Genomic DNA, 23,921 nt, shown 5'->3' with positions numbered 1-23,921 from the left:
GCACTATTTTTAGAAAAAGAGTTACAAATTTTACTTAATATACTATACTAAACATAACTAGTCGTATAGGCATGGTTCTTTCGGTTATATAAACTAGTCAATTGTCATTAAATAAAGTTAGATGAGGTGGAATGTAAAATGAGTACATTACAAACAAAAGTAGGGGAAGGTCTGAATATCATACAGGACACGCTTCAACAGGGTAAACAAAAAGTGGCAACAGTTCAAGAGACAGGACAGATTCGCCAACAACTAGAACTCCTCCGGCAGAAGCGAATTGAGCAGGTGCTTCTACTTGGTAATAGGGTTCATCAGGATATTAGACAAGGAACGGCGACAGACCCTAGTTATTTAGAAATTGCGGAGCCTATTGGACTTTTGGATCGTGAAATTTACGAACTTGCTAGATCACTTGAGCTTTTGCAACAAAATCAGAAAGCGAATAGTCAATGTCCAACCTGCCGGAAACACATCGCAGACACAGACAAATTCTGCGGATCTTGCGGTGAAACGCTAGCTACCACTGAACTGGTGGAATTATTGGAAATAAATTGTAATAATTGTGAAATGCTGATTCCTGAATCATCGTCATTCTGTCCGTGTTGCGGATTTTCGTTGAATGGGGAGGAATAATATGTTTTGTCCGACTTGCAGAACTGAAAATTCAAATGCAAATAATTACTGTATTGCTGGCGGCCATTCGCTTAATACGAAAACACTGGGAAAGAAGCCGGTGAGTGGGGGGCTTGAGTTTTGTTCATCATGCGGTACCAAAAATCGATTCTCCTCGACCTATTGTAATCACTGCGGCATTGACGTGACTAAGTTAAAGGTATCGGATGTTACACCCTTTGTTAAACAGAAAGTAAACACACAGAACTTTACAGCTTCAAAAGATACAAGTGCAAAGCAATCCTTTATCACTGGACTGATTAGCTCAGCTATTGGTGCCTTGCTCATTTTATTCTTCAGTTTCGGAGTAATGAATTATTCAGAAGGAAAAGTAATTGACTTTGTAGCTGAAGAGGGTGAACGCTTAACGTCCGAAGGTTTGCGAAGTGGCTTTTTTATAAGTGAAGAACTGTCAAGTGAACTGGAGATTCCTATTACTCTTCCGAATCTCTATAATGTCTGGACATTTGCCGCATTGCTTAATGGTGTTAACGCAGAAGCATCTCTAAACTATGCGTATGACTTCTTTGACTATGGGGATGTAGAGAGATTTTCTGTCAAATCTTCGAATTTCTTTTCTATTGGATTAGTATTTATGTTCTTAGCATTAATTGGCATGGGACTTTATATAGGATGGAAAGCAAAGAAAACAAATGGGGAGCTGATACTACCGCTCCTATTGGGTATTGTGTTTTATGCAGTTTTTGTCATGATTTGCGCCTGGATAGCTAATTTAAATTTTTCATTAGGTCAGGTGGGATCAGGTAATTTCTGGGTAGATGCAAATATTACTTTTAATGCATTCAGTTCTATTTTTAAGACCTTATTTATTGGAGCAATTGTAGCTGGGCTCGCGGCATTTGTTACGAAGTATGGAAGGGGTTCAATATCGGCAGTTCAGCAACTCCCTGGTTGGAAGAAATGCACCGTGCTTTCTGGAGCAGCTATGGCGGTTATTCTTACTACCTCTTCACTTTTCATTTATATTTACTTGCAGTTATATTTAAATGATTTCAATAGGGCATTCGATGAGCAAGGCATATGGATTACGAATATGTTGGCTGCTGTCTCTATACCCCACGCATTGCACTTTGCGAATCTGGCCTCCATTGATATCCAAGCGTTCGAGCATTATAATCTAATGACACGTGGTACTCTTTCAGCGCTGATGTCCAAAAAGGATTTTGTTGCAAACTTTGCTGACACTTTGAGTGATAAAGAGGAAGTGCGACTGCTTTATAGCTTGAAGGGCGGCTTATGGTATTTGCCGAAATTCATCGTATTAATCCCAATATCTCTTTTCATTTTTATCGGCATTCGATTCTTCCACTCGCTTAAAACAAACCTGAAAGATCTGCTTCTTTTATCAGGGCTATATGCGGTTCTTATGGCAATAACTTCTAGGTTTTCGAAAATGGAACTGATCTTTATGGAGGATTTCGGACTTGATATGGGAGCAACGCTAATCACTGCTTTACTTATGCCATTTCTATTGGCGTTTATTTCCTTGGCTGTTGGTGTGTTTTTACGTGAGAAGCGTAATGATGCAAAGGTGGTATAATATGTGTAGATACTTTAAACTATCTTTTAAAAAATCATACACAATTAACTGAAAAGACATTTATAAATAGCATAAAAGACAGCGCACCCTCATCAATACAAGAGGATGCGCTGTTTTGAAAGATAGTACCCGTTCCCTACACAATACGATTCCTGCCTTTGGAGTACAAAAAAACTCTCCCAATCGGCTATGTGCGGTAAGAAGAGTTTTTTTTGCGCAGACATCTCATTCTCCATCCCATACTGCACCGTTCACACGTTTTTCACTCATCAGTTCACTGACGGTCCCAAGACGAAAACCTTTCTGTGTGATTTGTGTAATCATATCTTCCATTCCTTCAGCTACAGGTTGAGTCGGGTGCATTAAAACCATCGAGCCGTTCTCCACTTGCGATACGATCCTGTTCACCATTTCATTCGTCGCCGGCTTTTTCCAGTCAACTGTATCCACGGTCCATAAAACCGTATACATACCTAGCTGTCTTGCGGTTTCAACCGTTTGTTGATTAAAACTGCCGCTTGGCGGACCGAACCACTTGGGCGATGTAATCCCAAGTGTTTTTATGATGACCTCATTGGTCTTTTTTAACTCTTCCATTGTTTCAGCTTCTGATTTCTGCTGTAAATCAGGGTGGCTGTAAGCATGGTTTCCAATTTCATGCCCTTCACTATGAATCAATTTAGCTAAATCAGGATTTTTACTTACCCAGCTGCCATCGAAAAAGAAAGTAGCTTTCATTTTATGCTTCTTGAGTGCATCCAAAATATCAGGAATGTATTCATTACCCCAGGCAACATTAATTAAAAAAGCCACCATCGGTTTATCGGGATTTCCTTTGAAAATGGGGTGGGGGCTTAGATCTTTCAAATGAACAGTGGGGGAAGTTTCTTTGTAAACGACTTTTGATTCATCCAATGTCCCAGTCGCTTTCATATCCTTGTAACTGGCTTTCAGATCCACTTCCAGTCCATTGTAGCCGGGGATGGCTTTCCAGACTCTGTCGACCTTTGCATCAACCGCCGGGATATGATGCGCCTTGCTGAATGATTCCAATTCTGTCGTCAGTCTGTCTTTGCTATTTTTAGATGCGGAGGCCGTGCTTACTAGATCCGTATCTGCTCCCCACTGATTGGTGAAAAGAGCTAGGTAAAGTATTCCTATACAAGCAATGAAAGAAATAAGCCAGAAACGTTTCAGTTTATATCACCTCTTCTCTAGTCCGTAGTGTTTCCTGTACTTGAATAAGTATGCTGGTTTTAGGTACGAGATCCGCATACAATTCAAATCCTCCTGCGTATACTTCCGCAATAATTTGCAATACTAAGCGTATAATTATCATGGATTTTACATGTGGGAGGCGAAGGATTTGGGAAAGGAATTTGGCCAGAGTTGGAAAAAACAACACCCAGGCACATTCTTTGGGAATTCGGTAGAGAAGGCAGAACGTGCAGTGAAACAAGCGATGTCTCATCCAGAAGAGATGGCCATCGAGCATGCGTTTAATGCAATTGAGCGCGCAGAAAATGCGTTTGTGAATGTGGAGCAATATGACAATGAGTTAGATACAATTCAGCAACATAAGAGTCAGTTGGATTTGATTAAGCAGCAATTGAATGATGCTCGAATGAAAAAAGGCGAGTAATGAATAGTAGCACTAAGTCATCGTAAAATAAGGTACCTTCGCAATGCAAAAAAACAGCGCACCCTCATCTACAAAAGAGGGTGCGCTGTTTACTTTTATTTCTCTTCAATTAACCCACTTTCCACCAAGAATACCTTAGAGACGAGTTCAACCATAATACCCAATATGAAACAGTGAAATATACGCATCCCAGAGAGTGCAGGGAATGTCCGTTCACAAACTAGAGCAGCTGTCAGAAAGTATTCAAAGTGAAATCACTTCAGATCTGCGGCACCAGCCCGCAGCTGATCAAATTAGCGCTAGATTAACTCTGCTGGAAGGGCATAATTCCTGTTTATTGAAATCACCTATACAAATCCTGTCCTTTTGTGTATTTTAAAAAGATCAATTATGAAATTGACTCATATGTGCTAAAATAAGATAGCAGTTAAGAATATTCTGTTAAGTTTAGGAGGGAATTAAATGGGAAGATTAGTCCATTTTGAGATTCATGTAGATGATATGGAACGGGCGAAAACGTTTTATGGGGAAGTGTTTGGATAGACATTTCAGGACTGGAGTGAGTACGCTGGAATGCCTTATTGCGGAGCCGTCACGGGTGATGATCATGAGCCTGGTATTAATGGCGCATTGATGCAGCGTCAAGGTCCTCCTCCAGAACGCAACCAAGCCCTAAATGGATATGCGTGTACGATAGGAGTGGCAAATTATGATTCAACGGAGGAGAAGATACTTTCCAGTGGCGGTAGCTTAGCAATGCCTAAATATGCGCTGCCAGGAATGGCGTGGCAAGGCTATTATCTTGATACTGAGGGAAATATTTTTGGAATCCATCAGCCAGATGAAAACGCAAAATAATAAGCTATTATCTTAAAAAAAGAATTACTATTCGCTGAAGGAAAGTTTTGTTATTTATTTCATTAGGTATCGTGCATGAGTAAGTACTATTTTTAGAGGAGTGGTGGAAATGGCTATTGATGTTTATTTGACGTTTAATGGGAATTGCCGTGATGCTGTTGAATTTTACGCAAAGGTTTTTGAAGCAGAACAACCGCAGATTATGACGTTTGGAGAAAATCCTCCCAATCCAGAATATCCTCTTCCCGAGGAAGCCAAAAATTTAGTGATGCATACGCGTTTGGACATTGAAGGAAGCAATGTGATGTTTTCAGATACGTTCCCAGGATCTCCTTTTACAGTTGGAAATAACGTGAGTCTAGCTTATCATAGCTTTGACGAGGACAAGCTGCAAAAGGTATACGATCAACTAAAAGAAGGCGGAACTGTTGAAATGGAGCTCCAAGAGACTTTTTGGGCAACACTTTATGGGCAAATCACGGACAAATTCGGTGTCATTTGGCAATTCAATTTAAACAACGAAGAAACAGCTTATTAATCTTGGTTTCACACGGATTATTAAATTAGAAAAGTTCATACTTAATTGAATAAAGGGAAATAGAAACCTGTAAAAACAGAGTGATAAAAACTGTTTAAACCCTTGATACCTGGGGGCTTAACGGTTTTTATTATTATATATTTACTGTTACTTCAGTCGTATGATTAGAAACCATTATTAGTAGGAGAAATTTATGGTGAATAAGAAAAGAAATACTGAAGAGGTTGATCTGTTTATTTCAGATTTGCCGAAAGATATTAAAGGTATTACAACTACTTTAAGGAAAATAATTTTTGAGTCTTCCCAAGAACTTACCGAAGAGTTTAAATGGACTATGCCCAATTATTCATATACTGGTTTAGTTTATTATCTGCAACCCGCTAAAAAACACGTGAATCTGGGTTTTCATAGAGGAAATGAACACCTAGAAAAAGATGAAAATAAATTATTGCAAGGTACAGGAAAAACCATGAGACATATAAGAATAAAACAGTCGGAAGAAATTCAGGCAGAAGCTATTACCTTGCTAATTAAAGACGCTATGAGTCTAAATGAGGCTCACGCAATTAAGGGAAGTTTATGACTTGATACATTTAAAGTAACTGATTTTCTAAACAGTAATTTTTCATGAGGAGGAAATATGAAATTAGGAGCATTCTCTGTAAGTTTACATGTAAAAGACATTGTGAAATCCAAGCTATTCTACGAAAAACTTGGTTTTAAAGTATTTGGTGGGGACATGAATCAAAATTGGATTATTATGAAGAATGAAGGTACTGTCATCGGGCTATTTCAGGGAATGTTTGAAGAGAACATTCTGACGTTTAATCCAGGTTGGGATGAAAATGCTCAAAATCTAGATTCATTCACAGACATAAGAGCTATTCAAAGACAGCTAAAAGATAAAGGTATTAAGTTGTTGTCAGAAGCAGATGAAACAAGCGAAGGTCCTGCAAGTTTATCTATTGAGGATCCCGATGGTAATACAATTCTGTTCGATCAACACCGATGATGCAGAATATCCAATTGGAACATACTGTTTTATTTAGTATAAAATTTATTCGGGTCGAAACATTCAAAAAGTACTTCGCTGACTACAGCTATTACTATAAATTGGGGGAGGAAAATATTTGAGTATTCATTTTGAAGTGAAAAGAATGATTGACGCACCAATAGAAGAAACGTATAGATACGGTACCAGGTTCCAACACAATTCAGAAACTATTCTAAATTGTCCTGGAGTTGTGTGGGGACCTGGTACCGTTCCTACAACTAACTTCGAACCTTTAAAAGACGAAGTGCATTCAAAATAACAATTAACGCAGCACCGGTATCACTTAATACCGCAATCCATAATGTCAACCATCCTGGAAAGATCAGGAGTAAAGCGACTGCTTTTACGATTAATGAAAACCAAATGTTTTGTTTGATAATCGTCAATGCTTTTCGGCTGAGGTTCATAGTGTGTGGTAGTTTCTCTAAGTTGTCAGCCATTAATATGATATCTGCGGTTTCCATTGCTGTATCTGTACCCGCACCGCCCATTGCTATACCAAGGTCAGCAGTTGCTAATGCAGGGGCATCGTTGATTCCATCTCCAATCATGGCCACGCGATATCCTTCTTCTTGTAGTTGTTTTATCGTATCCACTTTTTCTTTAGGTAGTAGTTCAGCATAATATCGATCCATGCCAGCTTCGGAAGCAATTGCTTTTGCTGTTCCTTCGTTGTCTCCCGTAAGCATGACGACTTGTTGAACACCGATTTTTTTTAGATTTTTTACTGATAGTTTTGTTGTTTCTCGAATTGTATCTGAAACACCAATGATACCTAAAACATTCTGTGCGGATCCTATTATGATAATGGTTTTCCCTTCATTTTGCAGGTTTGAAATCTGCTGTGAATAATCAGTAAGAGAGGCACCGATCTCTTCAAATAACTTTCTGTTTCCTGCAAAATAGGGTATATCTTCAATCGTCGCTTGGATGCCTTTTCCTACACGATTTTTAAACTGCGTACCCTTCATCGCTTGAATGTTTCTATCTTTTGTGTACTCCACTATTGTTGTAGCGAGTGGATGAGTAGAGTGTTCTTCTAACGTTCGAGCAATCGATAGCATGTTTTCTTCGGAATCATTAAAAGTTACTACATTCGTAACTTTTGGCTTACCTTCTGTCAGTGTTCCTGTTTTGTCAAAGGCGATGGCATCAATAGATCCAGCGTTTTCTAAGAATGTTCCACCTTTGATGAGCACCCCATTTTTAGCAGCATTTCCAAGCGCTGTAACGATTGCAACTGGAGTGGATATAACGAGTGCACAAGGACATGCAATAACTAATAGCATTAATCCTTTATAGATCCATTCTTCCCAAGTGCCAAACGTCAATATCGGAGGAACGACGATTACCAAGAGAGCAAGGATGAATACGATCGGCGTGTAAATTCGTGCGAACTTATCGATAAATGCTTCCGTGGGCGCCTTTTTCTCTTGTGCTTCTTCAACTAAGTGAATAATTTTTGAGATGGTTGTATCTTCAATTAGTTTGGTGACTTTAACGGTGAGAGAACCATTTTCATTGATAGAACCTGCATACACGAAACTGCCTTTAGCTTTATCAACAGGTATGGATTCTCCTGTAATTGCAGCTTGATTGACACTGGATTCACCGTCGATGATTTCTCCATCCAGTGGGATTCTGTCTCCCGGTTTGACGATAATGGTGTCATTGATGGATACCTCTTCCACAGGCTTTTTGATTAATTCATTTCCAATTTTCACCCAAGCTTCAGGCGGCGTTAACTCCATAAGTCCACGAATGGATTTTCGTGTTTTTTCGATGGCTCGGTTCTGTAGGGTAAGACCTAAAGAAAACAGCCAAACCACGGTGGCACCTTCAAGCCATTCGCCTAATATAGCAGCTCCGATTGCTGCTGCAGACATCAGAACATTCATGTCCAATGAACGGCTTCTAATCGCATAGTATGCACTCTTCACAGGCTTATAGCCACTGACGATCATAGCAACTATGTACATAATCGTTGTTACCAAAGGAGAAACGCCTGTGTGCGATCCGGTAAATGCTAGTGCGATGAAGATACCTGAAAAAATAACAGCTTCATTCTGTTTACGAGAATGCGGGGAAGAAGGCGTCTGCTTATTAGTAGTAATAAGTGACGCTTTAAATCCAGCTTTAGCTACTTCGTTCATAATTTCTTCGGAGCTATTTTCATGTTCAATTTTCATTTTGCCCGTTGAGAAATTCACCTGAACGTGTTTGACAGCAGGAAGATGATTCAAGTGGTTTTCAATTGTTAGCGCACATGAACCACAATCCATACCTTCAATGAAATAACTTTTTAGGTTGTTATTCACTTTGGTAGGTTCGACTTCAAAACCGAGCTTTTTCATTTGTTTTTGAATTAATTCTACATCGAGTTCTTTCGTCGCGCTGACTTGCATTTTTCCAGAACTATAATTCACATTCACTCCATTGATGTTTTGTAGAGTGCTTAAGTTCTTTTCAATGGTTACCGCACAAGCAGGGCAATCCATTCCATAAACCCGAAATTCCTCTTTGATTCCGTGATCCACGTTCACGTTAACTGGATCTAAAGGTTTTTCTGTACTACTGCAACATGTTGGTTTTTCAATTTCAATTACTTGATTGCTACTACAACAGGAGGTTTGTTTCTCTAGATTTTCAGGTTCTACATTGGTAGAACAGCATTTAATTCCCAAACTATGCACGTCCTTAACTGATATGATTTTCACAGCAAGCAACATTGTTTTCAATTTGATTCAACACTTGATCAAATGTGTCTAGTAACTCTTTAATTTGTTGATTTCGCAATCCGTAGTAGACATATTTACCTTCTTGCCTTCCTACAATAATTCCACAACCTCTTAGACAAGCTAAGTGCTGTGAGATATTTGACTGATTGCCTTCTATACTTTCAACAATTTGTGTGACAGTCTTTTCCTCATATTTGATGCACTCTAATATTTGAACCCTAGTTTTGTCTCCGAATGCACGCAAGAACTTCACTTTAAGTTCTAAGTTTTCTTGTATCATATATATACCACTCCTTACATTAGACATGACTAATATGTTTTGTTATTATCACATTAGCAATGACTAATATGTATGTCAAATATATTGTGAATCCTTTATAAGAGCGACTGCTGGTGTCAAACACAAAATTAGAATAGTCCGCACCCCATATTTGCAGGTATTCTAAAAAGAAGTAGATCTGGTAGTTAAAAACGAGTAGTGGCACTTTCGAAAGGAAAAGAAGGGGGAATTATGAGGAAGAATTGTATCTTGATCACAATTTTGTTTTTCATCATCTCAGTAAATACCGTATCCGCACATACTGGTATAACTAGCACTACTCCAGCTGACGGTGAAGTGATTTTGGAAGAAGTTCATGAAATTATATTGGATTTTAATACGAAAATTGAAGCCACAAGTACAGTGAAAGTCTTTAACGAGGCGAATGAGGAAATAATCGTCGGTACTATTAACGTGAATAATCATGTCATGACAGCTGGTTTTTTGTCTCCATTAGATCATGGTACATATACTGTGGACTGGAAGATTATTGGTGCTGATGGTCATCCGATACAGGGAACTTATTCATTCGTAGTTAATCAAGATGAATCAGAAGATCTTATAGTGTCAGAAGAAGTCCAAGAAACACCTGATAAGCCCATTGAAGAACGAGTAGAAGAACATGTGGAGCAGCCAGTTGAAGTTCAATCAAAAATAGCTTCAAATGATGTCTTAGTTATCATCCTTGTCATTTTATTTACGATTGCTGGCGGATGTTTCGGCTGGATCATAGGAAGAAGGCAAACATAAATGATTTGGATTTATATTTCAGAAAGTTTATTGTATTTATGTTTCTCACTATTGATGGGTGCATTTATCATTCAATTCATTCCAGAACGGCTGAAACCTGAAATTCGTATTTCTAAGCGACTACTTCAATTGGCAGTACTAGGCGTCGTGTTCTTTTCGGTTGCACCGCTGATTAGAGTCATTTTATTTCTTTATGAAGACATCGGTCTACTGTTGACGATGCAAAATGTGCTTACAGCATTTGAGGTAGGGAAGGCATGGACGGTCACCATCATACTTGCAATATTCTTTTATTTGTTTGTATCCTTGTGTTCAGTCTTGAATAGCAAAGTACTTTCCGGTATTTCATTAGCTTTCACCTTCGTCCTACTCCTGGCATTGGGATGGGCAAGTCATGGCGCATCGCTTACCGAATGGAGTGGATTCGTTATTCACTCTTTACACTTTCTAGCAGTGACAGTATGGATTGGTATCCTCCTGATCGTCGGTTGGTGTTCAAAAAACCAAGAGAATTGGCTTTCCTATTTACGGTGGTTTACTCCTTTGGCCATCGCATGTTTTCTTACGGTTGTAGGAACAGGATTATTTCTCATGACATTGGTAATTGATGTGAATGAGTATAGCGATGCATGGATGCTACCTTATGGACAAGCCTTATTGGTGAAGCATTTGACTATCATCCCGGTTCTGTTTTTCGCTTTTATAAATGGCTTTTGGATTAAACGTAAATTGAAAAGGCAAGAGCGAATTAATCCCATACGGTGGTTGAAGTTCGAAAGCGTGCTTCTATTCTTTACGTTCGTCTCGACAGGGGTATTAGGACAACAGGAACCACCGCATAGTATCGAGATTACTCTCGCTGGTAGCGGTCCTTCAGCGTACTTCGATTACTTTTATATAGGGGTTGTAGAACCTTCAATGAGTTTGCGATTTGGTTTCAACACATTAAACATTCTATTTTTTATAGTAGCGATGATCTTCATGGGACTAATTATATATAGTTTCAAGAAAAAAACGCCTGCAATTGTTCCGTTTTTCATGGGGATATTCAGTGTTGTCTCGCTCTATTTTGGATTCATGTCTAGTATGCAATAATAACGATGAGAGAAGAGGTATTTGATGAAACAGAATAAAAATTCCAATATGAAGTTTGTGGTTATTTTAACACTATTGGCAGTCGCAATATTGGCGGCAGTCGTTGTATTTAGTAATAAAGAAGAAACCTTACCAACGGATACAAAGAAAATTGATAGTACTGGGCAACCTTCACTTGGGGATCAAGATGCTCCTGTAACGATAGTTGAATTTGGTGATTTCAAATGTCCTGCATGTAAAGCATGGGGGGAAATGATTTATCCGAAGTTAGTTACTGATTATATCGAAACAGGTACAGTGCAATTTTCATTCGTGAATGTATTATTCCACGGTGAAGAATCGATTTTAGGGTCGATCGCCGCTGAGTCCGTTTGGGAGCGTAATCCTAGTATATACTGGGATTTCCATCACGCATTGTATGATGCACAGCCAGCTGAAAATCATGATGCAGAGTGGATAACTCCTGAAAGAATTCTTGAAATTGCGAGTGACTTTCCTGAGATTGATCAGACACTTTTAAAAGAAGATATGGAACAACAAGCAACTATGGAGAAAGTAAAACTCGACGAAGATTTAGTAAGGGAAGTCGGCGTTTCCATGACTCCAACCATTGTCATAAACGGAAAAATGATGGAAGATCCATTTGATTACGAAGCGATTCAGGCAGCAATTGAGCAAGCGAAGAAGGACGAGGACTGATGAAGTATAAAGAAAACCAATCTAAACCACAGGGATACCTTTTATATGTGGCTTGGGTTGTTTCGCTAGTTGCTATGTTTGGGAGCCTGTATTTCAGTGAGATTAAAGGCTATATCCCATGTGAGTTATGTTGGTATCAGCGCATACTTATGTACCCACTTACATTACTATTGGGGATTGCAACTTTTCAGAATGATAATACTGTTAAAAAGTTTGTGCTTCCGCTAGCTCTAATTGGAGGAAGTATCTCCTTTATGCACTATTTAGAACAGAAGATACCAGGTTTTGGAGGTATCAAGCCGTGCGTAAGCGGAGTGCCTTGTAATGCCGAGTACATCAATTGGTTTGGATTTGTTACGATACCATTTTTGGCATTGATGGCCTTTGTAATAATTGCTGTCTGTATGTTTTTTATTAAACCAAAGAAGTAAATCGATTAAATTAGGTAGCAGATCCCAACACCACCTACAAAAAACAGCGCACCCTCATCTAAAAAAGAGGGTGCGCTGTTTCTATTTATTTTTCTTCAATTAACCCACTCTCCACCAAGTATTCCTTGGCGACGAGTTCAACCATAATTCCATCATTATCGACTTTTCCATTCATCACTTGCATCGTTTCTTCATCGATTTGACCTTCGAGAAGACCGAGTATTTCTTCGAGTTCTGGGTATTCTTTAAGTGTTTCATCCCGTACTAACGGCAGTGCATGATACGGAGGGAAGTACGCTTTGTCATCTTCTAGCACGCGTAGATTCGCAATCGCGAGCTGTCCATCTGTCGTGTAGGAGTTGATGACATCTACTTCATTTGCGCCAATCGCACGATACATCATCCCGTGATCCATCCCTTTGACGTCTTTGAATTCAATGTCATATTCTTTTTCGAAACCAGGTAATCCGTCTGGTCGATCAATAAATTCGAACACGGCACCTAGTGTAAAGTCCTTGGACACTTTAGCGAAATCACTAAACGTCACGAGGCCTAGCTCTTCTGCTTTCTCTTCATCAAGTGCTAGTGTATACGTGTTATTAAATCCGAACGTACCGAGTGCGGTGATGTTGTCACCGGCGACGAGTCGTTTGGTCGAAGCTAATGTTTCTTCGGCAGTACCAGGCTCTTCTTGATAATATGTCACGACAATAGTTCCAGTGTAGTCAGGGATAACGTCGATGTGATCATTAGTCATCGCGTTCCAGACGACGGATGAGCCGCCTAAGTTTTCTTTGTAAATAATATCTACGCCTAGGCGATCTTCAATTAATTGACCCATGATATTGGACAAAATAATACTTTCCGTATTATTTCGAGAACCGAGTCTCAGTGAATCTTTTTCATTGAAAATACAGCCTGAAAGTAGGCTAGCCAGTACGGTCGTGACGAGCAACAGTGTCAATTTGTTTTTCAAATCATCTCAATCCTTTCGGCGTCGTCCAACGTTCAACAGCGCTAAAGAACGTTTCAAGGGCAATCGCAAGGATCGCTGCTGGAATGGCTCCAAGTAGAATCAATCCGTCAATTCCACGTGTAATACCGAGGAAAATGAAGTCACCAAGTCCGCCTGCTCCGATAAATGCTGCGAGTGTCGCGTTACCAACGTTAATGACCGCAGCTGTTCGAATCCCGGCCATAATAATAGGAATGGCAAGGGGTAATTCTACTTTAAACAAAATTTGCATGTTGGTCATACCCATACCTCTCGCCGCTTCGATTGTGGCGGGATCAACGTCTTTAATGCCTGTATAGGTGTTTCGCATAATAGGCAGTAAAGAGTAAAGGAATAACGCAGCAATAGCTGTTTTGACGCCAATTCCGAAAATGGGAATCATGAAACCAAGCACCGCTAAACTCGGGATGGTTTGCATAATGCCTGCCGCGCCGAGAACTCCAGTTTTCAATTTAGGTACGCGTGTAATTAGAATTCCGAGCGTGACCGCAATGACTACCGCGAGGATCATCGAGAAGAAAACGAGTTGAATATGGATAGATGTTGCTTCGAGTACTTCCGTCCACCGCAGTTTGGTTTGTTCTACAAGTTGTTGCCATATATTTAAATTATTCATCTAGATCGGCCTCCTGATCTGTCCATTGACTAGACATTGCAGAGAGCAAGGAGCCACGATTGACGATTCCTATGAGTATATGTTGTTCATTTACAATAGGGATCATGCCAAACGGTGAGGAGTCCATCATAATAATGGCATCTTTTGCCGTTGCCGAATCCAGTAAAAAAGGTACAGCAGGCTTCATCACGTCATTAATGGTTTTGATACCGTCTATTTGTTTGATTAGATCGTAAGCGGAGACGATGCCAAGTAGTTTCTTATGATCATCTACAACGAGAAGATCCGTTATTTTTCGTTGACGTATGAGCGAAATGGCTCGTTCTAGAGAAGTTGTAGTGCGCGTAGTGACAACTTTTTCTGCCATGATTTCCGTAACAGGCATTAGTTCAGGATTTTGGATAATTCGATGCTTACCCATAAACTCTTCTACAAAGCCGTGAGCGGGTTCATGTAGTAATTTCTCTGGCGTGTCTAACTGAAGTAAATTGCCGTCTTTCATAATGGCAATGCGGTCGCCCATCTTTAGCGCTTCGTCCATGTCGTGTGTAACAAAGACAATGGTCTTCTTTAACTTTTTATGTAGCTTCAGTAATTCTTCTTGCAACTGCTCACGCGTAATGGGATCAAGCGCACTGAAAGGTTCATCCATTAACATAATATCTGGATCCGCTGCAAGCGCTCTCGCAATTCCGACACGTTGTTGTTGTCCACCTGATAATTCTTTCGGATATCGTGTAGCATAAATTTTCGGATCGAGTCCGACCATTTCAAGTAGATCAAGTACGCGTGTTCTCGTTTTGTTTTCGCTCCAATTTTTCAGTTGGGGTACAATAGAGATATTTTTTTCAATCGTGTAATGAGGGAAAAGCCCGACTTGTTGAATGACGTAACCGATATTTCTGCGAAGATCAGCAGCGTTGTAAGATTTGATATCTTTGCCGTTGATAGAAATTTTTCCACTTGTGTGTGGAATGATCCGGTTAATCATTTTCATGGTAGTAGACTTACCTGAACCACTGGGTCCTATGAGAACGAGTAGTTCACCTTCAGCAATCTCGAAGTTGACAGATTTCACAGCTTGAAATCCACCATCGTACATTTTTGTAACGTTTTCAAACTTTAGCATAAGTACCTCCTGTGTGTTATTAAAGGGAAATCCTTATAACTATTCGGTTTTGAAATAAGGAATTAAAAAAATAGACGTGGCTCCTTAATAAATTAAGAAAATCGTCCGAATTAATACCTTAACATATTAGTAAAGTTTATACAAGAATCGATTAAATACTAGTCCGAAACACCGCCCAAGAATCGTTCTAAATTGAACTAGAGTTGTGTACGGATCTGGTATCGTTTAAAGTCATTCAATCAATCGCTCCTGTTCTTTCCGACCGTAGTTGACGATAAATCTGCATGCTCATCAACGCAACTTCCGCGATAATTAAAACAATAATCAACGGCCACTGTGGAAATCACCGGCTTATGTCCAAGGCGTCTAACGGTGATCACTAGAATAAGAACCGTGAAAAATAAAAATATAAACATCATCGTATCCCTCTATTTTGACTTTCTTTTTATTGCATAAATCTTATCATAATTAATTGTCCCCAGTAACGGTGAGCACTATACAGTATAGAACGGAAGGGAATTCTAATTACTAGATTCTTCGGTATGGAGGAAATTACATTCAGTTAGTAAACTTCCCCTTTGATTTCATCGATCAATACGTATAAAATATACTTCTGTGCTTCTTTACAGTACGGAAGAAGTATGTACGATTAGTAATAATAAAAGTTTTAGTGGAGGGTCTTTATGAATTATAGAATTAGTAACAAACAGGTATTTGAGCAAGCCCAGTTGCGATCCGTTTCAGATGTGCAATTGACTGAAGAGGAACTTCAAAACGGAATGAAGTTAGCGACAGCTAAGGAAGACGCTACGTTGACGCTGTATTTGATAGAGGTAGACGGTCAAAAGAAGTTTGAAGTTCGTTGGGATGATTCGCACGAGCAATTCACTGGCTGGTATTCAGCATGGGAAAACTTCACTTGGTGTCTAGATATCGCGGGTAAGTAATTTCAACCTTACTTGTGTACAAAGCTATTCATTCATATATTCTAACTACTAGACTCCGCTAAGTTTATATAAACTGGCGGAGTTTTCGCGTCCCCAAAAAAGATCCGTGAACATATGCTACTACAATAGAATAGGTTTGTGCTACTTACTAGGGGAGAGGGGTTACTGATTGATGGCTACGAAACCGGAGCAATTAAAAAGAGGTGACACGGTAGGGATTGTAACGCTTGGAAGTCCGCTCGCAGCTAATCGTATTACGGAAGGGATTCGGATGTTGCAAAGTATGGGGTATAAAGTTGTGGTGGGGGAACATGTATATTCTGCTGACGGCTTTCTTGCCGCCACACCTCAACAAAGGGCTTCGGATGTAATGAAGATGTTTACAAATCCAGAAGTGAAATGGATTTTACCTACGCGAGGTGGCGTCGGCGTGGCGAGTATTTTACCGTTCCTTGATTTTAACGTAATAAAACAAAATCCGAAAATTGTTTCGGGATATAGTGACATTACGATATTATTGAATGCATTGTTTGAATACGGCGATCTGATCGGTTTACAAAGTTTATTGTTGTTAGACTTTAATTCACGAACTCCTGCATATAATTTCAATCAATTTTTCGCAGCAACATCGACTATCACAGCGCCCTGGCCCATTGTCAATCCACCTGAAGTTCCGCTGATCGGAGTAGTTCCAGGAAATGTTACAGGACCGCTTGTAGGTGGGAATCTCACGTCATTCATAGGCACGTTAGGTACGTCCTATGAAATCAATACGGCAGGCAGAATTCTTTTATTGGAAGAAACGCATGAACCGATCAATACGGTGTACCGATACTTAAGCCACTTGGAGATGGCGGGGAAATTTGAGGACTGTGTAGGAATTATTATGGGACAATGTACGAACTGTGACACGGCCTACGGAAAAAACTATGTAGACTTAATCAATGAATTTTTAGTGCCTCTTGGTAAACCTTTACTGACCAATCTAGCCACTGCGCATAGCCATTATAAAGCGGCCGTTCCTATTGGTGCTAATGTGAATATGGATACCGTGAATCGAACGTTGACGGTGATGGAACCGATCGTGAAGGTGTAAGAGGAAATGGATCCAGTAAAAATTCGTAATACATGGACGCACGTTGCAGTTGCTAAAATAATTCAAAGTACCACTCAGACCTGCTAACTTTCTTAAAGTTTCAATTATTGTTATGATAAGTATAGATTCTGCGCGATGTTTTCTAATTCCAATGAAACGCTTTGCGGTAATTAGATGATATAAAAGGGCAATAGCCAGCAGAAAATACTTAACAAGGTGTGACATCTATTGAATTTATTAAATGTTAGAAAAGGCCAGTTTGTTTATTATCAAAATAAACTGCATCAAGTCTATTCTGTGAAAGCTTTCTTTAAGCAGTCGGTTCACCTTATTCGCCTCGAAGATTATGAACAGCAGTTGGCGACAGCTAAGGAAATTACATTGTATAGACCGCAGCATATGGATAGTTTTATTGTGAATCATAAACGATATACTTTGCATAAAGATGAGAAAGCAAAAGTGGGGGATTATATTTTAATTATTAACCCACAGCCGGATTCATTTGACCATTATCATCTTCATGCGATGGAAATTGTTTCATCAATTGAAACGAATGGTGTGATCAGCAACCAGTCAAACGGGATTAAGCATAACGAATATTGGACGATGATCCCAGGGCTTGAAGAAGGCGCGAACATTATTGATCTCGAAAATCCAGACGCTGATTATATAAATGAACAAAAACTAGTCAAGAAGGAAGTCCATACACCGGAAACGTATGTACCTAAAATCGGAGACATCTACCAATGCAACAGCAGTAAACCCATTCTACAGGCGATGGTCGTAGCGATCGAAGGGGATACCGTTTATTTAGGCGGGAACGTTGAATTGCAGATGGATGAGTTGACTGATTTAACTTCTTGGAGTTATGTACACAATATCTTGAATTAATCATGTATAGAGCGGTTTGAAATACTTTGGTTTGTAAGATATCAGAAAAAATGGATTAGGCATTATGCCTGATCCATTTTTTGATACCTTTTAACGTTTCCATTCATTACGACTGCATTTTCCCGGCAGTATAACCGCCATCTACCGCAAGTGTGACGCCGCTGATTGATCTAGCAAGGTCTGAGCATAGGAAGACTACCGCGTTTGCTTGATCTTCTGCAGTGGACATTCTTCCAGCTGGAAGTGATGCAAGTACTGCTTCGTATTGCTCGGGAGATGTTTTGGCCCAGCCTTCGATGGCAGGGGTAATTGTAGCACCTGGAGCGATGGAGTTGATCGTGATGCCTTGTTGACCGTATTCCAACGCAACGGATTTAGTTAAGCCGGCAATGGCGTGTTTGGATGCAGTGTAGGGTGTCATATTTGGTGAACCTTCAAGACCTGCACCTGAAGCCGTGTTGACAATTGCACCGCCACCCGTTTTCAGCATAGCGTTTACTTCATGCTTGATGCAATAGAACGTGCCATACAGATTGACTTTGAGTGTAAAATCCCAGTCTTTTGAATCCAATTCACCGATTGGTTTTTGACCTTTGTTAATGCCTGCGTTATTCAGTGCGAAGTCTAACTGACCAAACGTTTCAACTGTGTTATTTACCAGTTCGATGACTTGTTCTTCGTCACTTACATCACATGCTGTGAAGGCTGCTTCGCCACCAAGGTTTTTGATCATTTGCACTGTTTCTTGTCCAGCCTCATCACTTACGTCAGAGACCATAACTTTAGCGCCTGCTTTTGCTAACGCAAGTGCAGATGCTCTACCGATACCCGAACCTGATCCTGTAACCAATCCTGCTTTTCCTGCCATCATTCCTGTCATGCCAAACACTCCTTTATATACATGTAATTACTTTCTACAGGCTCAATATACGCCCACATTCACGTGAAATCAACTGTTTAGTTTAATATCTAACTATATATTTTTAAAGTCTGTCGTTCACAAGAAATTTCTACTACACATAAAATTTTCCCTTTCGCATGAGAATCAATTATACTAACAAAGACGGAACGAATATACGTTCTTGATTCGACCGTACACTATACAACTAGAGAGGTTTACATATGAAAGGCACTTCACATTTAGTTATCGGTACAGCCGTCGGGGCCATTGCGGGCTATGCTGTCCAGCCGGATATTAAGACCGCATTAATTGGTGCGGCAGTAGGTGGGATATCTGGCGTTGTGCCAGATCTGGACACCAATGGGCTCGCGAGCAATAGTATTACACTAAGTAAAAAAGTAAGCAAATGGTTGATGGAGACTGCAGGGATCGTGATTTTATTGACGCTTTGTTATCAAGCCATTACACAAGGGCTGAGCCAAGATATTTATGTATATGGCGGTATTGGACTTCTGTTGCTCATCGTTTCGCGCATTATTACACAACGGCGAATGCTGACGATCACAGGAATTCTAGTCATGCTTCTCGGTTTCGTACTGGATCAGTCAACGGGCATTCTACTCGCAGGTAGCTATATTATTATTGCTTCCTTCATACCGCATCGATCGTATACACATTCCATTCTCGGCATTGTGTTCTATGGTTATATTTTGCAACATCTGCATGCAGAGTGGCCGATCGAAGGACTAGTCGCTGCGGGGCTTGCTGGTTATATTAGCCATCTCATCGCGGACTTAAAGATCCTTCCTGTTAACAAGCGGGGCGTCAAATGGTTCTTGCCGTTATGGAAAAAAGAGTTTTGAGATGAATGCTTGCTTTTAGTCTTTTAAATCTAGTACATAAACATACGCCAGACAAAGAAAGAAGGAGATCGCTTTGACTAAAACCGTTTGTATCATTGGGGCAGGTATCGGAGGGCTGATGGCAGGCGCTTTGTTAGCAAAAGAAGGCTACGCGGTCACTGTTTTGGAAAAAGCGACAAAAGTAGGCGGATCAGCGGGGTCGTATGTACGAAACAAGCATACGTTTCCTACTGGTGCGACGATTGCTTTCGGTTTGGAAGAGCACGGTTTGCTTGATACGTTGTTCAAAGAACTCGATATGAACATTCCATTCACATTGCTCGATCACCCAATGGACGTCGTACTAGAGGACCGCAGAATTTCATTGTACAAGGATAGAACCGCGTGGAAAGAAGAGCTCGGCCAAGTGTTTCATGAAAGAAAACGAGACGTCTTGGCTTTCTGGAATAGAGTAGAGCAAATTAGTGAAGGGGTATTTGATGTGACGGCTACCGGTGTTTCTCTACCCATTCAGCATATGTATGATCTTGGGAAACTACCCGGTCATGCTGTATTCCATGCGGGCAGTATGTTGCGTTTGGCACGTTATGCGACACACACGGTGGAAGATCTGTTGCGTGCATATAAGCTAGATACATATGAACCGCTACGGCAATTTCTCGACGCACAACTGCTTGATGCGGCACAAACTGATTGCACAAAAGCCGCTTTACTACCTTCGAGTCTTGCGCTGACGATCTATGGAAGAGGCAGCTTTTATGTTGATAAAGGCATGTCGCAGTTAAGTGAAGCACTGGCGGAGCGGATCATTGAACTGGATGGCGAAGTGGTCAAAGCGTCCGCGGTGAATGAATTGTTTTATAAAGACAAGAAGTGGCATGTGACGAGTAGGAAGCGTTCAGGTACGTATGATCTCGTCATCAACAATTCAGGTATATCGTTTGGTCCGCGGACGAGTCATTCGGAATCGAATCAGTTTTCCTGGGGTGCTTTCCGAATCGATACGCTTCTGATCGGAACTTTCTGGCAGCAGGAGCTAGGTGGCAGACAACTTCCTTTCGCACTCCAAATCGTACCTGATAAAGCCCAGTCTGTATTATATTCGGACGGACATGGACCCGTATACGTAACATTCCAGCCAGCTTATGATAAACGTAACGAACGGATCGAAGATGAAGTGATGATGACGTGCTCGATACATGCGGACACAGAACAGTGGGGATTATTGTCTAAAGACGAGTATAAACAATTGAAGGAAGCCATAACGAAAGCGATGTTCACAGAAATCCAAAAAGTCCTTCCTATTGAAGATTATTTGATTTATTCGGAAGCGGGAACGCCCGAAACTTATAAGACCTACATCGGGAAGACAAGCGTAGGTGGGTTTCCATTGACGGTACGAAACGCGATTCTCAAGCCGAAGAGTGTGCGTTCAGCGTTGCCGCAGTTTTATATTGCGGGCGAGCAGTCGTTCCCAGGTCCCGGTACTTTGTCTTCCGCGCTAAGTGGTTCACATATTGCGCGGGCCGTTTTGAAGGAATGGCCCATAACGTAATCTACAAAAACAATAGAAGTGACCGATATAATAACAGAATAGTCAAACTGAATTTATAGAGGAGGAAATTAAATGAAGATTACACCAAACCTATCTACTTTTAAAATGCCTCAAACACAAAAGCCAGCTCCTGAAAAAGAAGAAGCTACAAAGAAGAATGAATCGACAAACAATAAACCGGTCGATCAGTATATACCCTCAACGAACTTCAAAAATGCGGGGTATGAGAAGCCGATGACAAAAATTGACGGACCGACGATTGAACGGCTGAAGGCGGAAAGCGAGAAAGCGTATGAGAATTTACAAAACTTGGTGCGCGAACTTCTCGAAAGACAAGGGATCACCGTAGAAGATGTACGTAGCGGCAAGAAGACCATTGTAGTGGATGAAAAAATACGGTTAGATGCGGAGAAATCCATTGGCGAAGGGGGAGAGCAAAGTCCCGAAAAAGTCAGTGATCGGATCCTAGAATTCGCCAACGCTATTTCAGAAGGAGACAAAAGTAAGTTCGATCTTCTCAAGAGTTCTATTGAGGAAGGATTTAATCAAGCGAAGCAAGCACTTGGCGGAACACTCCCTGATATTTCGCAAAAGACGTATGATCTTGTGATGGAGAAGTTGAACAATTGGAAAGAGGAAGCGTAACCCGTTCAGTTGAATGGTACAAGAGCTGAAAAAACAAGCGAGTATAGAAAAATAAGAACAACAAATGGCATTCGAATGAACGGTGCCATTTTGACGTATAAATAAACTAATGGAATAATAAGGATAGACTGATGGTTAAGTAATTGAATCAATTAATGAATAGTTATCAGAAAGGTGTTTGACTATGAAAATATATCTGAAAGAAAGATATAAGTCTTATATAAGTATCTCTATTGGTTTATTAATTGGATTTGTCGTTGTTACATTTTTATTTGATCAACCTGATTATAATTCTAGCCTTGTCGCCATTTTATTTGGATTAATAATCGGGGAGTTACTATTTTACTCAAGATGGTCAATACGCCAAAAGAGAGAACGAAATATTTAAACATTTGGGTGCTTTTGTTATTTAGGTAAATGCCCCCATACTGCAATAGGGCCATTACGTGGAATAAGAGCTGATTTTAAATAAAGGTTGGTGGGAGACTTGAATCTAACTTTTATAAGGCATGGTCAGGGAATTCATACACTGAATCCCCCAGATAGCTTACGTATCAAAAATCCATCCTTAACACAGAAAGTCATAGAACAAGCCAAATTGTTAAGGCGTCAGTTCCCTTTGTCGGAAAACGATTTTATTATTGTAAGTCCAACGAGGAGAACGCTGCAAACAGCTTTTGTTTGGAGTAACGATACAGAGTGTAGAAAAATTATAGAAGGGTATCACCTAGGTTGTTTCCGCAAAGAACGGAGGGGCTGACGCTTCCGTGTGACGAAATTATGGAGATAGAAGACATAAGAAACGAATTCCCCATCTTTGCCTTGGATGAACATTTGTCCACCGAATTATGGACTAATGGTATAAATACTATACCTGATCGGGAATTCAAAGTTCTTGGTGAGCGATTTCTTGGTTGGTGTAAACAACAATCAAAGGGAAAAGTCTATATTGTTTCTCATGATGGAACCATCACATCTTACCGACAATTGATTTCTAATCGTTTATTTACGAGAGATGACTTTCTAGAAGATGGTGGTTGGATAAAAGTTCTGTATTAAGCAATAGGGCCATTTTGTTTTATAAATGATCTTGTAAAGACTAGCGTTTTCTGTTGGTGTTATAATAAATAAAATTGTAGTTCAGATATAAAATTAAGGAGGAGATAAAATGAAGCAAACGCCGTTTGAACGTCCAAAGAGCCATTATGATGAACAACTTTACCCTATAGATGAACAAATTTGTGCATTATTAAAACAACGCAAGGATCTTTCAAACGATAATCCCGGGTTTCCATCTGAAGACGCTATCTCTAAGTGGGCTACAAAGTACGATCTATATGAAGATTATTTAAGTTCCTTTTTCGGGACGCTAAGAATGGAAGAATTTTTTAGACCCCGTGTTGAACCGACTGGATTTAGAAAGCATATACCTGTTTTAAAATCAGTTGAAATAGATGAACGTTTATATTCGATCACCTTTATACGGCAGTATGAGAATGCAAGCGTTATAAATCTTAATGTCGATTGGGATGGTATAAATGATTCACCGCACATGGATGAGCAGGGTAATTTTGAATTATATTTAGGAGAACAGTACGATTGTCGGCAAAATGGTGGAAGCGGATCGACAGGCTATTTCAAATACGACTATATTGTTTCTCCACCGTTACCTGACGATTTTTCAGGACTGGAGTTAGTTGTTAAAGAATATAGTGACCATTTTATGGAGAAACCAAAGGGTATAGAGTTTGTAATTCATTTATAAGAAGTTTAACTATCGGGGGCGATTGTTTAACATCAAAAGCCTGATTTCCCGAGCATTTAAAAGGGAAATTAGGCTTTATTATTTATTTTTAGTGCAAAATAGCGCTTGAAATAGGTGCAAATTATCTCCGGAATTGACACA

At 40.0% G+C, this 23,921-nt stretch carries 26 protein-coding genes and 1 pseudogene; 20 read left to right on the top strand and 7 right to left on the bottom strand.

Going from position 1 to position 23,921, the window contains the following annotated elements; all coding sequences use genetic code 11:
- Positions 1-138 precede the first annotated feature (138 nt).
- Together Q7P97_RS10480 and Q7P97_RS10475 are read left to right on the top strand one after the other, a co-directional pair.
- Positions 139-633 carry a zinc ribbon domain-containing protein gene (locus Q7P97_RS10480; RefSeq protein WP_303969141.1) on the top strand — a complete coding sequence of 165 codons (495 nt, stop codon included), beginning with the start codon at positions 139-141 and terminating at the stop codon, positions 631-633.
- A gap of 1 nt (position 634) precedes the next feature.
- On the top strand, positions 635-2,233 hold the full coding sequence (locus Q7P97_RS10475) for a zinc ribbon domain-containing protein (RefSeq protein ID WP_303969140.1): 1,599 nt from the start codon (positions 635-637) through the stop codon (positions 2,231-2,233).
- Positions 2,234-2,458: 225 nt separating this feature from the next.
- On the opposite strand, the gene Q7P97_RS10470 is transcribed toward Q7P97_RS10475, so the two are convergent.
- Positions 2,459-3,286 carry a polysaccharide deacetylase family protein gene (locus tag Q7P97_RS10470; protein ID WP_303969139.1) on the bottom strand — a complete coding sequence of 276 codons (828 nt, stop codon included), beginning with the start codon at positions 3,284-3,286 and terminating at the stop codon, positions 2,459-2,461.
- A 313-nt stretch (positions 3,287-3,599) separates the two neighbouring features.
- Here Q7P97_RS10470 and Q7P97_RS10465 point away from each other — a divergent pair, with 313 nt between their 5' ends.
- From Q7P97_RS10465 to Q7P97_RS10445, 5 genes and pseudogenes are all read left to right on the top strand, one after another.
- Complete coding sequence (locus tag Q7P97_RS10465; RefSeq protein ID WP_303969138.1) at positions 3,600-3,875, top strand: hypothetical protein; 276 nt, start codon at positions 3,600-3,602, stop codon at positions 3,873-3,875.
- A gap of 462 nt (positions 3,876-4,337) precedes the next feature.
- Positions 4,338-4,733 (top strand): annotated as a pseudogene (locus Q7P97_RS10460) (VOC family protein).
- 109 nt (positions 4,734-4,842) lie between these two features.
- Positions 4,843-5,271, top strand: coding sequence for a VOC family protein (locus Q7P97_RS10455; protein WP_303969137.1), 429 nt, complete (start codon positions 4,843-4,845; stop codon positions 5,269-5,271).
- A gap of 193 nt (positions 5,272-5,464) precedes the next feature.
- Positions 5,465-5,854, top strand: a complete 390-nt coding sequence (locus Q7P97_RS10450; protein WP_303969136.1) for a DUF1801 domain-containing protein — start codon at positions 5,465-5,467, stop codon at positions 5,852-5,854.
- A gap of 57 nt (positions 5,855-5,911) precedes the next feature.
- Positions 5,912-6,283: a VOC family protein gene (locus tag Q7P97_RS10445; RefSeq protein ID WP_303969135.1), complete on the top strand. Its 372-nt coding sequence runs from the start codon at positions 5,912-5,914 to the stop codon at positions 6,281-6,283.
- Positions 6,284-6,543: 260 nt separating this feature from the next.
- On the opposite strand, the gene Q7P97_RS10440 is transcribed toward Q7P97_RS10445, so the two are convergent.
- A complete protein-coding gene (locus Q7P97_RS10440) occupies positions 6,544-9,054 on the bottom strand; it encodes a heavy metal translocating P-type ATPase (RefSeq protein ID WP_483315733.1) in 2,511 nt (836 codons plus the stop codon).
- Positions 9,023-9,343 carry an ArsR/SmtB family transcription factor gene (locus tag Q7P97_RS10435; RefSeq protein ID WP_303969134.1) on the bottom strand — a complete coding sequence of 107 codons (321 nt, stop codon included), beginning with the start codon at positions 9,341-9,343 and terminating at the stop codon, positions 9,023-9,025. Before Q7P97_RS10435 ends, Q7P97_RS10440 begins: the two co-directional genes overlap by 32 nt.
- Positions 9,344-9,592: 249 nt before the next feature.
- Between Q7P97_RS10435 and Q7P97_RS10430 the strand changes: the two genes are divergently transcribed.
- The 4 genes from Q7P97_RS10430 to Q7P97_RS10415 are packed head-to-tail and all read left to right on the top strand — an operon-like array spanning position 9,593 to position 12,357.
- Positions 9,593-10,132, top strand: a complete 540-nt coding sequence (locus Q7P97_RS10430; RefSeq protein WP_303969133.1) for a copper resistance CopC family protein — start codon at positions 9,593-9,595, stop codon at positions 10,130-10,132.
- Entirely contained in the window at positions 10,133-11,227 is a 1,095-nt protein-coding gene (locus tag Q7P97_RS10425; protein WP_303969132.1) for a CopD family protein, read from the top strand.
- Positions 11,228-11,251: 24 nt separating this feature from the next.
- A complete protein-coding gene (locus Q7P97_RS10420; RefSeq protein WP_303969131.1) occupies positions 11,252-11,926 on the top strand; it encodes a DsbA family protein in 675 nt (224 codons plus the stop codon).
- A complete protein-coding gene (locus Q7P97_RS10415) occupies positions 11,926-12,357 on the top strand; it encodes a disulfide oxidoreductase (RefSeq protein WP_303969130.1) in 432 nt (143 codons plus the stop codon). The genes Q7P97_RS10420 and Q7P97_RS10415 overlap by 1 nt, the downstream gene beginning before the upstream one ends.
- Before the next feature lie 85 nt (positions 12,358-12,442).
- Here Q7P97_RS10415 and Q7P97_RS10410 read toward each other — a convergent pair whose 3' ends face one another.
- The 3 genes from Q7P97_RS10410 to Q7P97_RS10400 are packed head-to-tail and all read right to left on the bottom strand — an operon-like array spanning position 12,443 to position 15,117.
- Positions 12,443-13,333, bottom strand: coding sequence for a glycine betaine ABC transporter substrate-binding protein (locus tag Q7P97_RS10410; RefSeq protein WP_303969129.1), 891 nt, complete (start codon positions 13,331-13,333; stop codon positions 12,443-12,445).
- Between the two features lies 1 nt (position 13,334).
- Positions 13,335-13,988 (bottom strand): ABC transporter permease, encoded by a 654-nt coding sequence (locus tag Q7P97_RS10405; RefSeq protein WP_303969128.1) that lies wholly within the window; start codon positions 13,986-13,988, stop codon positions 13,335-13,337.
- The gene (locus Q7P97_RS10400) at positions 13,981-15,117 is read right to left on the bottom strand and encodes a betaine/proline/choline family ABC transporter ATP-binding protein (protein ID WP_303969127.1); all 1,137 of its coding nucleotides are present in this window, start codon (positions 15,115-15,117) and stop codon (positions 13,981-13,983) included. The genes Q7P97_RS10405 and Q7P97_RS10400 overlap by 8 nt, the downstream gene beginning before the upstream one ends.
- A 683-nt stretch (positions 15,118-15,800) precedes the next feature.
- Here Q7P97_RS10400 and Q7P97_RS10395 point away from each other — a divergent pair.
- From Q7P97_RS10395 to Q7P97_RS10385, 3 genes are all read left to right on the top strand, one after another.
- The gene (locus Q7P97_RS10395; RefSeq protein WP_303969126.1) at positions 15,801-16,064 is read left to right on the top strand and encodes a hypothetical protein; all 264 of its coding nucleotides are present in this window, start codon (positions 15,801-15,803) and stop codon (positions 16,062-16,064) included.
- Between the two features lie 172 nt (positions 16,065-16,236).
- The gene (locus tag Q7P97_RS10390) at positions 16,237-17,160 is read left to right on the top strand and encodes a S66 peptidase family protein (RefSeq protein ID WP_303969125.1); all 924 of its coding nucleotides are present in this window, start codon (positions 16,237-16,239) and stop codon (positions 17,158-17,160) included.
- A gap of 228 nt (positions 17,161-17,388) precedes the next feature.
- Positions 17,389-18,051, top strand: a complete 663-nt coding sequence (locus Q7P97_RS10385; protein ID WP_303969124.1) for a hypothetical protein — start codon at positions 17,389-17,391, stop codon at positions 18,049-18,051.
- 106 nt (positions 18,052-18,157) lie between these two features.
- Here Q7P97_RS10385 and Q7P97_RS10380 read toward each other — a convergent pair whose 3' ends face one another.
- Positions 18,158-18,931, bottom strand: a complete 774-nt coding sequence (locus tag Q7P97_RS10380; protein WP_303969123.1) for an SDR family NAD(P)-dependent oxidoreductase — start codon at positions 18,929-18,931, stop codon at positions 18,158-18,160.
- A gap of 242 nt (positions 18,932-19,173) precedes the next feature.
- Here Q7P97_RS10380 and Q7P97_RS10375 point away from each other — a divergent pair, with 242 nt between their 5' ends.
- The 6 genes from Q7P97_RS10375 (at position 19,174) to Q7P97_RS10350 (ending at position 23,780) form a co-directional block, all read left to right on the top strand.
- Positions 19,174-19,815 (top strand): metal-dependent hydrolase, encoded by a 642-nt coding sequence (locus Q7P97_RS10375; RefSeq protein ID WP_303969122.1) that lies wholly within the window; start codon positions 19,174-19,176, stop codon positions 19,813-19,815.
- A gap of 73 nt (positions 19,816-19,888) precedes the next feature.
- A complete protein-coding gene (locus Q7P97_RS10370; RefSeq protein ID WP_303969121.1) occupies positions 19,889-21,370 on the top strand; it encodes a phytoene desaturase family protein in 1,482 nt (493 codons plus the stop codon).
- A gap of 72 nt (positions 21,371-21,442) precedes the next feature.
- Positions 21,443-22,015: a hypothetical protein gene (locus Q7P97_RS10365; RefSeq protein ID WP_303969120.1), complete on the top strand. Its 573-nt coding sequence runs from the start codon at positions 21,443-21,445 to the stop codon at positions 22,013-22,015.
- A gap of 478 nt (positions 22,016-22,493) precedes the next feature.
- Positions 22,494-22,775 (top strand): histidine phosphatase family protein, encoded by a 282-nt coding sequence (locus Q7P97_RS10360; RefSeq protein ID WP_303969119.1) that lies wholly within the window; start codon positions 22,494-22,496, stop codon positions 22,773-22,775.
- A 74-nt stretch (positions 22,776-22,849) separates the two neighbouring features.
- Positions 22,850-23,074 (top strand): hypothetical protein, encoded by a 225-nt coding sequence (locus Q7P97_RS10355; protein WP_303969118.1) that lies wholly within the window; start codon positions 22,850-22,852, stop codon positions 23,072-23,074.
- Positions 23,075-23,183: 109 nt separating this feature from the next.
- Positions 23,184-23,780, top strand: coding sequence for a hypothetical protein (locus Q7P97_RS10350; RefSeq protein ID WP_303969117.1), 597 nt, complete (start codon positions 23,184-23,186; stop codon positions 23,778-23,780).
- Positions 23,781-23,921: the final 141 nt, after the last annotated feature.

Source organism: Sporosarcina ureae (assembly GCF_029267015.1).
Classification (GTDB): domain Bacteria; phylum Bacillota; class Bacilli; order Bacillales_A; family Planococcaceae; genus Sporosarcina; species Sporosarcina ureae_D.
The sequence above is the reverse complement of the archived record's forward strand: the minus strand, read 5'-3'. Positions and strand labels throughout refer to the sequence as shown.